The 11662-nt window shown below is 35.2% G+C and carries 10 protein-coding genes; 8 read left to right on the top strand and 2 right to left on the bottom strand.

Features of this window, described 5'->3' with window-relative positions; translation table 11 throughout:
- Window positions 1–304: 304 nt before the first annotated feature.
- Together ABJF08_RS00705 and ABJF08_RS00700 are read right to left on the bottom strand one after the other, a co-directional pair.
- Entirely contained in the window at window positions 305–919 is a 615-nt protein-coding gene (locus ABJF08_RS00705) for a hypothetical protein (RefSeq protein ID WP_348114131.1), read from the bottom strand.
- A 208-nt stretch (window positions 920–1127) separates the two neighbouring features.
- Window positions 1128–3272 (bottom strand): TonB-dependent receptor, encoded by a 2145-nt coding sequence (locus ABJF08_RS00700; RefSeq protein ID WP_348114130.1) that lies wholly within the window; start codon window positions 3270–3272, stop codon window positions 1128–1130.
- Window positions 3273–3493: 221 nt separating this feature from the next.
- Here ABJF08_RS00700 and ABJF08_RS00695 point away from each other — a divergent pair, with 221 nt between their 5' ends.
- The 8 genes from ABJF08_RS00695 to arsB all read left to right on the top strand — a co-directional run bounded on the left by ABJF08_RS00695 (window position 3494) and on the right by arsB (window position 11434).
- A complete protein-coding gene (locus tag ABJF08_RS00695) occupies window positions 3494–5356 on the top strand; it encodes a M1 family metallopeptidase (protein WP_348114129.1) in 1863 nt (620 codons plus the stop codon).
- 176 nt (window positions 5357–5532) lie between these two features.
- Window positions 5533–5904 (top strand): ribonuclease P protein component, encoded by a 372-nt coding sequence (gene rnpA / locus ABJF08_RS00690; RefSeq protein ID WP_348114128.1) that lies wholly within the window; start codon window positions 5533–5535, stop codon window positions 5902–5904.
- Window positions 5905–6122: 218 nt separating this feature from the next.
- A complete protein-coding gene (locus tag ABJF08_RS00685) occupies window positions 6123–7766 on the top strand; it encodes a S41 family peptidase (RefSeq protein WP_348114127.1) in 1644 nt (547 codons plus the stop codon).
- Window positions 7766–8854, top strand: a complete 1089-nt coding sequence (locus ABJF08_RS00680) for an OmpA family protein (protein ID WP_348114126.1) — start codon at window positions 7766–7768, stop codon at window positions 8852–8854. Before ABJF08_RS00685 ends, ABJF08_RS00680 begins: the two co-directional genes overlap by 1 nt.
- Before the next feature lie 58 nt (window positions 8855–8912).
- On the top strand, window positions 8913–9245 hold the full coding sequence (locus ABJF08_RS00675) for a metalloregulator ArsR/SmtB family transcription factor (RefSeq protein WP_348114125.1): 333 nt from the start codon (window positions 8913–8915) through the stop codon (window positions 9243–9245).
- Between the two features lie 51 nt (window positions 9246–9296).
- Entirely contained in the window at window positions 9297–9770 is a 474-nt protein-coding gene (locus tag ABJF08_RS00670) for a DUF6428 family protein (protein WP_348114124.1), read from the top strand.
- Window positions 9771–9786: 16 nt separating this feature from the next.
- Entirely contained in the window at window positions 9787–10398 is a 612-nt protein-coding gene (locus tag ABJF08_RS00665) for a protein-tyrosine-phosphatase (protein ID WP_348114123.1), read from the top strand.
- Between the two features lie 4 nt (window positions 10399–10402).
- Window positions 10403–11434, top strand: coding sequence for an ACR3 family arsenite efflux transporter (gene arsB, locus ABJF08_RS00660; protein ID WP_348114122.1), 1032 nt, complete (start codon window positions 10403–10405; stop codon window positions 11432–11434).
- The last annotated feature ends 228 nt before the right edge of the window (window positions 11435–11662 follow it).

Below are 11662 nucleotides of genomic sequence, written 5' to 3'. Positions count from 1 at the left end.
AACTAGATAACGTACAGTAATTTTAAAATATTTCGTTTTCTATCTAATAAAATGATTTAGTAGGGATTCGCTTTCGCGAAAGCGGGAATCGATTAAAGATTAGAGATTAACGATATCTGATTTTTGATTTATCTACTCTGGTACTTTTTACTCCACCGCAAACACCCTTTGTTCTGCGGACATTTCCCTCAAGGGAAAACCTGAATAATGAGCTATATCGAATAGATTATTAAAATCTAGGTATATCATCTTACCTTGAGGGAAGACAAGAGATGGGTGTTCGCAATGCTGGAAAGAAAAACTTTTACTCACATTCTTTTTTTGCATCCATCGCACCATTTATTCCCCAATTAGGTTCAAAACCAGTTGCCTCTTCTTTATTGAATAATGCAATCGCTTTATCTACTTCACCACAATATGGAGTAATGTCTTTACCGAAGAATTTTGCACTACCCATTAACCATCTCGCTCTATTGCTTATTACTCTTGGGTTTTCTGGAGCTATTTGAATCGCTTTTTCATAAATCGCATTAGTCTCACCAGACAGTTTCATGCCGTAAACACGGCTGTCATATTGAATCCAGCAGGTATTTAACATGCCTTGTAATACCATTATTTCTGGGTTGTTTTCAGATAGCAATTCTGCATCATTTATAAATTCCTGCGCCTTATTCATGGTTAATAAAGTTTGTTCTTTTGGATTTTGACCCCAACTGCTGTTTATGTTACACAGCGCCGCATAGTATGATGGTAACCAATTTTCTTTTTCGGCTTTTGCGACACGTTCAAATTGTTGTGATGCTGCCTGTAAATCTGTTTGCATTAATTGCAATCCTTTTTTCATGGCTTTTTCATAGCCAGTTTGTGCAGTAAGACTTAGTGTAAGGAATAGAACTAAAGTGGTGATTATAGTTTTCATAATAGTTAATTTACTTGATTTATGATACAATGATAGTAGCGATCTCGCTTTCGCGAAAGCGGAATCCACCCAACTGTAGAAACCAGTATCTGAGTTGTTCTTTTAAGATTTTTACTTAAATGAAAACACCCTTTGCTTATCGGCAATTCCCTCGAGTGAAAATAAAAATTGGGTGTTTGCGATTTGTAAATACTGATATTGTTAATTCTTAAAGATTATCCAGCTGGTTATCGCTGCCACCTATGGTCCAAAAGAAACCTACGAAAAAGAAACGGTCTGCTGCCTGGCCTATCGTACGACGGTTAAACTGTCCTTGAACATCTGGCGTGTCGCTGTATTGATAACCAAAAACATTATCCCTACCCAACACATTTGAAACCGAGAAGTATAAAATCTTTTGTTGATCAATAAGGTATGCCCAATTAAAATTAAGGCTTTGGAACGAGCTGGTTCTATCGTTTAAGAAACCTGTCTTATTAGCATTAGTAAATGGACGGCCGCTAGAATAATTAAAGGTAGCTCCTATTTGTGACTGTAAATCTTCTATCCAGTATTTAGTCACCAGGCTGAAGTTATGATCTGTTGCAAAACTAGGTGTCGCCTCTACAGGATAATTACGGAACTGTCGCTGCGTATCTAAGTAAGAATAACTTACCCAATAATCTAGATTTTTAATAGATTTCTCATCTCTCCAGAATAAATCCAGTCCAGTTGCATAACCATCACCATCGTTACTTAAATCGCTATCAAATTGTACACGTGTCGTGTCGTATGTTAATAACTGATCGTATTTTTTATAATAAGCCTCTGCTCTAAACATGCGATCGTTCTTTTTAAAAAGGAAGTTTGCGATGTAATGTTGGGCATTTTCTGGCTGGAGATCTTTGTCATACTGTTGCACATTATTTTGAGCAGATTGATAAAAATTACCATATGCTAGTGAGAATTGTGAAAATGGATTGATGCTTACCGCGGCGCTTAATCGTGGTGAAATTTTGAATTGATCGCTTGCTCCATAATAATCGCCACGCAAACCTGCTTTAAAGGCAAGATCTTTAGAAACAAATACCTCAGCCTCTGTAAAAGCACCTGTTATTCCATGATTAATACCGGTTTCAAATGTGTCGTTTTCCATGAGCACATCTTCCTTATAATTAATAAGAAACTGTTCTACACCCATGTTAAGTTTAAAGTAATTATTGTATCGTTTTTGCAATTTAAATTTGGCATGCAGTGCATTTTCTACCGCATCTATTTTTGTGTTTTCTATGATCATGTCATTATTGTCATGTGCTAGACTTAAACTAGTTTCTATATTCCAACTGTCTGATAAATAACCGTTATAATTTAAATTACCATAATAATTTCTATTTCTTAATCCAAAATAGAAACCTTCTTCAATGTTCACATCTTCTTGAATAAGTGCAAGATCACTATAAGAATATGCACTGTATGCTTTAAAAAGTCCTTTATCAAATTGATGTCTAAAAACAGCTTCGGCATTAAGAGACTGATAGGGTTTTTCAAATTGATTGTTTTGAGGAATCAACTCATTATACGGAGCTAGGTTAATGTATTGGGCATTTAAACTAATGCTGTTTTTACCCCAAATTTTTGTGTTCCCAAAATTAGCTCCTAAACTCATGATTCCTATTTCAGTTTTTTCTTCTTTGGGCACATCGTTTGTATTTAAAAGTAATACACTAGACAGCGCGTCTCCATACTCTGCACTATAACCACCAGTAGAAAATGAAATACCGTCAAATAAGAATGGTGAGAAACGACCACGTGTAGGAATGTTACCTGTAGTAGGAGTAAAGGGTCTGAAAACACGAGCTCCATCAATAAAAATTTGAGTTTCCTCTGCACTACCACCACGTACAAAAAGGCGTCCATCGTCTGCATTATTAGACGTACCTGGTAATGTTTGTAATGCTCCTACAAAATCTCCTACCGCACCTGCCGTAGTCACTATATCGAGCGGTTTTAAAACACTAGCCTTAGAACTATCTCCTGCACTGAAACTTCCTGCGCTTAGGACGACGGTGTTTAATGCGTTTAAGCTTTCGCGAAAGCGTAATTTTAAACCCACCATATCTACTATAAGAGCTTCTAATCTATAATCTTCATAACCTATATAGCTGGCAATTAATATTCCTGTCGAAGTTTCTTCTGTAGAAAATGAGAATTTCCCATCCATGTCTGTAGTAGTACCATCATAAGTTCCTTCTAGGTAAACATTTACACCCATAACAGGTTCTTTTTCCTCATCTAATACCACACCTGAAACAGTGGTTTGCGCAAAAATGAAAGAGGTAGTTAAGAGAAAAATAATCGAGAAAAGCGTTTTCATATCGTATGGTTTGATAAAACAAACTTGCGACCAATGAAGACTTTTTAAAATTAAGGATGACTGAGTTGTAGAATTTTGATAATGGATTGTAAAAAATGAAATTTAACTATGTATTTTCTTGCAGCATAAACAAATCAAAACCTCTAATCGTTAATCATTTTTTAACTTCAAATTCGAGTTCAGTTACGTTATCCTTATCTTAGCAGCAATAAAATTATCTCATGAAAAAAATAGCTTTGATTCTTACAGCTGCTATTGCACTAGCAGGTTGTAGTTCTTCTAAAAATGTAGTCTCTAGTCAGGACGCTAGTTCTGGTACATACTGGCAGCAACATGTTAACTATGACATGGATGTAAATATGGACGTGGACCGTTATCAATATACTGGTAAGCAAAAACTGGTTTATACTAACAATTCTCCAGAGACACTAGATCGTGTGTATTATCATTTATTTTTTAACGCTTTCCAGCCAGGTAGTGAGATGGACGTACGTTCTCGCACTATTGCAGACCCTGATAGAAGAGTAGGTTCTCGTATTGCAGCATTAGAACCTCATGAAATAGGTTATCTACATGTGAGTAACATGACACAAGATGGTAAGGCTGTACTTGCAGACGAAGAAGGAACTGTACTGGTTGTAAAACTAGCAAAGTCTCTTGCTCCAGGTGAGTCTACTACACTAGAATTAGATTTTAACGGTCAGGTTCCTGTACAAGTAAGAAGAAGTGGACGTAATAATAAAGAAGGTGTAGCACTTTCTATGACACAGTGGTATCCTAAAATGGCCGAGTTTGATAAATACGGTTGGAATACCAGTCCTTACATAGGTCGTGAATTTCATGGTGTATGGGGAGATTTTGATGTAGAACTTACTATCGATAAAGACTACACTGTAGGTGGAACTGGTTACTTACAAAACCCTAAAGAAATAGGTCATGGTTATGACAAAGCAAATTCTGGTCCTGCAAAAAGTAAAGACGGAAAATTAAAATGGCACTTTAAAGCACCACAAGTACATGACTTTGCATGGGGAGCAGATAAAGATTTTATCCACGATATCTATAAAGGAGCAAATGGAGTAGATCTTCACTTTTTCTATAAAGATAATGAGGCGATTAAAGAGAATTGGAAAAAATTACAACCTAAAACTAACGAGTTCTTAAAGTATTATAATGAGCATGTAGGTGATTATCCTTACAAGCAATACTCTGTTATACAAGGTGGTGATGGTGGTATGGAGTATGCTATGTGTACTTTAATCACAGGTGAACGTAGTTTTGGAAGTCTTGCTGGTGTAACTGCTCATGAATTTGCACACTCATGGTTCAACCATATTCTAGCGACTAACGAGGTAAAAGACGAGTGGATGGACGAAGGTTTTACTACTTATATTTCTAACTATGCCATGAATGCTGCTTTTAATGAAGGTAAAGAAAATCCTAACTCTGGTTCTTATAGAGGTTATATAGGTCTTGCAAATTCTGGTAAAGAGCAACCACAAACTACTCATGCAGATCGTTATGTATATAACGCCGCATATGGTACAACAGCATATTCTAAAGGTGCTGTTTTTATGGCACAATTAGGTTATGTAGTAGGTGAGGAAGTACGTGATGATATTATCAAAGAATATTACAATACATGGAAATTTAAGCATCCAGATCCTAATGACTTTAAGAGAGTTGCGGAGCGTATAAGCGGTTTTGACCTAGAATGGTATTTAAGAGACTGGACTATGACTACAAACACTATCGATTACTCTGTAGAAAATATGAGCACACTAGATGGTGTAGATGTAATTACTCTTAAAAGAAATGGATTAATGCCTATGCCACTAGACATAGAAGTAACTATGAATGACGGTAGTACAAAAATGTATTACATACCATTAGAAGAAATGCGTGGCGAGAAGAAAGTAGCTAGAAATGTAACTACTGTTGCAGACTGGGCATGGGCATACCCAACTTATGATCTAGAATTAGACGGTGTTGATATGAAAAACATAAGAAGTGTCACCATAGACCCTAAAGGAATGATGGCCGATGTGAATAAAGAAAATAACACTTGGCAACTAGAAGAATAGATTTCAGTTAACAGTCGCAATTTTCAATAGGCAGTCTTTTAAAGGCTGCCTATTTTGTTTCCTGTTATTCCATAATTGGAATAACACTAGAAGTATGCGCATCTTTTATGGTTAGGGTGGTAAACCATCTTATCCATTCACCCATTAACAAACTCAAAGACTATATTTGCAGCGCTATGAAATTAACCCTAGGCAGAAACAAAAAATTAAAAAGCAAAAAGGCTACAGACTTAATTTTCAGTGATGGAAAATCATTGAGAAAAGGGCCTTTGCGTGTCGTTTATTTTATAGAGCCTACCACTGCAACACAACATCAAGTAGGAGTGAGCGTAGGAAAACGTTTCTTTAAAAGTGCCGTAGACCGTAATCGCGTAAAACGATTAATGCGTGAATCTTATAGACTGCATCAAGAATTATTACCAGTAAAAGATGGTGTCCATTTAAAAGCTATGTTTATATTTCAATCTGGTAAAATGCCTGATTATGATTATGTCGAGCAGCTTACTAAAAAGCTTTTAAGAGAGTTAGCTAAGAAAATTGCTGAGTAAGATTATAGAGAGTAATAATCATATTATCAGGAGCTCGGTTGGAGCTCAGTCGAAAACGATAACTATTCCCAATACCTTTTACCCAAAACCTCATTCCTTAAAACTGGCACTAACCTTGCGTACAATTGTTTAAAATAAGTGTCGTTAGTAACTATTATGGTGTTTCTTACTATTTATCCTATATTTAATGCACCTTACTTGAGCCACAAATAAAGAAGATGAGTCAAAAGATTAATATAAAAAGACAGATCCTGCTACCTATCGCTGCAGCTGGATTATTATTTACTACAGCTAGTTTTCAAAACGATTTTTTTGAAATCGCAAAACAGATTGAGATTTTTACAGAAATGTATAAACAACTCAATATGAACTATGTGGATGACACAAACCCTGCAGAACTTATGGATAATGCCATAGAAGGAATGCTAGAAGGACTAGATCCATATACGGTTTACTGGACAGAGCAAGAGGTAGAAAAATCAAAAATAAACCGTCGTGGTTCTTACACCGGTATAGGTGCAAACGTGCGTACCAAAGAAGATAAAATTACCATCATTGAGCCTTGGAAAGACTATCCTGCAGATAAAGCTGGACTAAAAGCTGGTGATGACATCATAGAAATAGATGGTGTAAAGATTAAAGATTATAAAGAAAACGCTGGTGATTTATTGAAAGGATCTGCTGGGACAGAGCTTAGTATTACCTACACACGCCAGGGAAAAAATAAAACTACAACACTTAAAAGAGAAGGTGTAGAGGTACATGCCGTACCATTTTATGAAATGGCAACACCAGAAATAGGCTATGTAGTTCTATCTAAATTTAATGAAAAAGCATCTAGAGAGACTAAGGCAGCTATAAAAGAATTAAAAGAAAAAGGTGCTACTAAAGTTATACTTGATTTGAGAGGTAATCCAGGTGGGTTATTAAGTGAAGCTGTAAATGTTTCTAATCTTTTTATTCCTAAAGGGAAATTAATCACGAGCACACAATCTGTTGTTTCTAAATATAATAGAACATACCTTACTAAGCGCAGTGAAGAATTTGAAGGTATGAAAGTGGCCGTACTTATTAACGGTCGCAGTGCTAGTGCTAGTGAGATAGTAAGTGGTAGTATACAAGACTATGATCGTGGTGTGGTTATAGGTGCAAGAAGTTTTGGTAAAGGACTTGTACAACGTCCTAAACCACTTTCTTATGGTACACAGGTTAAGATTACTATTTCTAGATATTACACACCTAGTGGTCGTTGCATACAGGCATTAGATTACTGGAATCGCGATGAAAATGGTGATGCTGTACGAACTAAAAAAGAAGATTATAAAGCCTTTAAGACCGTTAACAGCGGCCGTACCGTTTATGATGGTGGTGGTGTAGAACCAGATATTAATATAGAGTCTGCAGTGTATTCACCTATTACGACAGCACTTCTTAAAGAAAATTCCATATTTGATTATGCTACAGAGTATTATTATAAGCATCAATTTAATTCTATGGACGAGATTCAGTTTTCCGATGCAGATTTTCAAGAGTTTGTATCATGGATAGAAAAACGTGGTTTTGAATTTGAGACGGTTACAGAGTCCGCTTTCGCGAAAGCGTACCAAACAGCAGCAAATGAAGAACTAGATGATGACATTAAGAACTCTTATGAGATCATGCTAGAAAACATCAAGACAGCAAAAAAGAAAGAAGTAGTAGATAAAAAAGCCGAAATTAAAAGTCTACTTACCGACGAGATTGTGAAGAGATACTTCTACAAAGAAGGTCTTTACAATTATCAGATCAAATACAATCCAGAAATAAGAGCAGCCATAGAAGTCCTTAATGATGAGGGAAAATACAATCGCATACTCAAATAATGAATTTTAGAAAACTAGTAACTCCATTTTTTTTACTCCTTGCCCTAGTAAGTACAGCCCAACTTACAGAAACACATTCTGTATACTTTGATCTAGATAAAGATCAGTTCCCATTTACCGAAGGAAAACAACTCAATTCCTTCTTTGATGACCTTTTATATAAACCGCTCCTAGATGTAAAAATATTAGGTTATTGTGATGATCGTGGTTCTTATGAATATAACCTAGATCTATCAAATAGACGTGTAGAGACCGTTTCTAAATGGTTACAGGAACATTCTATTACCGTAGAACATATTTCTAAAACCATAGAAGGTCGTGGAGAGGTAGCTCTAGAAGAAGGCTCTGAAGAGTTATCCATAGAAGATGAGCGTGCTCAAAATCGCAGGGTAGATATTATATTCTCGCTTAAAGAAAGTATAACGCAACGTCTAGAAATTAAAAAATTAAATAAAAGCGATCTTACTACTAGTGAGGCAGTAGAGATAAAGACTTATGAAAAGAAAGTGGTAAAGGCTGTCTTAAAAGATGAGAAAAGTATCGTTGCCATTCCTGTATCAGAGAATGCTAAAACAACACCTCAAGAAAAAGTAAAAGAAACAACACCTGTAGAACCTGTAGAAACTTTAAATGATGAGTATCTAGATATACCAACAAATCTGGATCCGCCGGTGGATAATACACAAGAGCCTTTTAAATCTCTATTAAGTAAGAACCTTAAAAAAGGTCAAGTTATTAGGTTAGAAAACATCTTATTTTACAAAGGTAGATCTACTGTCCTAGAAGAATCACAACCGCTTCTAGATCGTGTTGCAGAAATTCTTGTGGCACGTAAAGACATACATTTTGAAATACATGGTCATGTATGTTGTATCAATCCTGTATATAAAGATGCTTATAATAGAGACACAAAAAAATCCAATTTATCTCATGATAGAGCAAAAGCTATCTTTTTTATTCTTAAGAAAAGTGGTGTCTCTTATGACAGAATGAAGTACAAAGGATTCGGTCGTACTAAACCATTGGGCGGTATTGATAAGTTAGACCGTAGAGTAGAATTATACATTACTAAGATAGACGAACAGTAAATTTTAGATTTTAATTATATCTAATTAATTTTTATATCGTAATTTTACGATTAATATTATGGGAGTAACTAAAACCGAAAAATTTACTGAGCATCAAAACCAAGTGGCGCGCATGGCCAAAGCTCTTGCGCATCCTGCTAGAATAGCTATTTTAGAATACATATTCTCTATAGATTCTTGTGTGTGCGGTGATATAGTAAATGAAATAGGTCTAGCACAACCCACTATATCACAACATTTAAAAGAATTAAAAACAGTAGGTTTAATAAAAGGTAATGTAGAAGGAACGAGTGTGTGTTATTGTATTAATTATGATAACTGGCTATTAATGAAAAATATGCTTTCTACCATTCTAGATTTAGATACTAAATCTATAGATAGTTGTTGCTAAAAAAATTTACTTTTATTGATCGTAATATTGCAATAGATAAAAAATAAGAACATGAAAATATCAGAATTTAAAACAGTACTCGCAGCCCAAGAAACTATTAGTTTTCAACTGCCAGATGGTAGCTTAGTTCCTTCACATTTTCATGTGACAGAAGTAGGTAAAGTGATTAAGCATTTTATAGACTGCGGCGGTACGGAGCGATTAGAAACTGTAGTTAACTTTCAGTTATGGGAAGCAAATGATTATGATCACAGACTCCATCCAGAAAAACTACTTTCTATTATCGAGCTTTCTCAAAGTAAATTGGGATTACCAGATGCAGAAATAGAGGTAGAGTATCAAGGCAGTACCATAGGTAAATATGGAATAGACTTTAATGGTACATCTTTCTTACTAACTAATAAGTTAACCGACTGCCTCGCAAAAGACGCTTGCGGTATACCACAAGAAAAACCAAAATTAAAACTAATAGATGTGCAGACAGACGCTCAAAATTCTTGTACACCAGGATCTGGATGTTGTTAATTCATAAAAAATAGATATGACATTTACTACCATAGAAAATACGATCCATACGTTAGATACGGCAACTATTGCAGAAGAGCGCAAGCAAATTCTTGATAAATTAACCGGATATATACAGCAGAAAGTAGATCAAAAAGAAGCTATAAACCTCAACTTTATCTGTACTCATAATTCTCGTAGAAGTCATCTAGGACAGATATGGGCACAAACACTAGCTAACTTTTATAAAATAGAAAATTTAAAAGCCTATTCTGGTGGAACAGAAGCTACTGCTGTTTTCCCTAAAATTGTGGAAACCATGAAAAATCAAGGTTTTCAAGTAGAGGTTATTGAAGAAGGAAAAAATCCTTTGTATGCGATTTACTTTGATGAAGACAGCGATCCTGTAATTTGTTTTTCTAAAGTATATGATGATATCGATAATCCAGAAAGTGATTTTGCAGCGATTATGACCTGCGATAGTGCAAATGAAGGATGCCCATTTATACCTGGCGCAAATCAACGTGTTGCAGTTACTTATGAAGATCCTAAAAACTCTGACGGTACACCACAACAAGATGAAGTCTATAGATTAAAAAGTCTAGAGATAGCTACAGAATTAAAATATGTATTCTCTCAAATAAAATAAATTTATGAGTACTAAAAAATTAAGCTTTCTTAATCAGTATTTAACGCTTTGGATATTTCTAGCCATGGCCATAGGAGTAGGTTTAGGTTATGCTATTCCAGATATTGCTAGCGGTATAGACTCCATGAGTTCTGGAACAACTAATATTCCTATTGCGATAGGACTCATTTTAATGATGTATCCACCACTTGCAAAGGCAGACTATAAATTGCTGCCCAAAGTTTTTAAGAATACTAAAGTTTTAAGCATCTCTTTATTACTCAACTGGATTATAGGACCAGTTTTAATGTTTGTACTCGCATTAGTCTTCTTACATGACTATCCAGAATATATGGTAGGTCTTATTTTAATAGGTCTAGCAAGATGTATAGCGATGGTACTGGTATGGAATGACCTTGCAGACGGTTCTCCAGAATATGGTGCAGGATTAGTAGCTTTAAACAGCGTTTTTCAAGTCTTTGCCTATTCCTTTTATGCCTGGTTATTTATAACCGTATTGCCACCTTATTTCGGTTTTGATGGTGCCATAGTAGATATCTCTATACCTACCATTGCAGAGAGTGTTGCTATTTACCTAGGTATTCCATTTCTCATGGGTGTATTGAGTCGTTACATTCTAGTAAAGACCAAAGGAAAGGACTGGTATGAAAATGTTTATATACCAGCTATTTCACCTATAACTTTAATCGCTTTATTACTTACTATTATCTTAATGTTCTCATTAAAAGGCGAGTTGATAGTGCAAATACCATTTGAAGTACTATTAATAGCTGTTCCCTTAATGATCTATTTTATAGTCATGTTTTTGATAGGTTTCTTTATAAGTAAATATCGTGGTGCTAGTTATAGTGAAAATGCAGCAATCGCATTTACCGCAGCAGGTAATAACTTTGAGCTTGCTATTGCCGTTTCTATTGCTGTTTTTGGACTCAATTCTGGTCAGGCATTTACTGGTGTCATCGGGCCGCTAGTAGAAGTTCCTGCATTGATATTACTAGTTAGAGTAGCTTTCTGGTTAAAGAAAAAGTATTATTAGAAGCTTTTTAAAATTTAGATAACATATTTTACGGTGAATAAAATTACTATTTAAAACTGAAAACTTACTTCAAAATAATAGCTCTCGTTTCCTACTGCTTCATATTTTTAATGGGTAGCCTGATACCTGTACCATTTATTTTATAGTTGTTTTGTGTACCATTTGATCCAGATTCAAGTTTAGATTTTACGTTTGCAGTTCTCGGTTCAGTCGGATTTATTAGTTGTT

Source organism: Nonlabens sp., from assembly GCF_039941875.1.
Taxonomy (GTDB): Bacteria; Bacteroidota; Bacteroidia; order Flavobacteriales; family Flavobacteriaceae; genus Nonlabens.
Note: the sequence above shows the minus strand (reverse complement) of the source record. Positions and strands in the feature narration are given on the sequence as shown.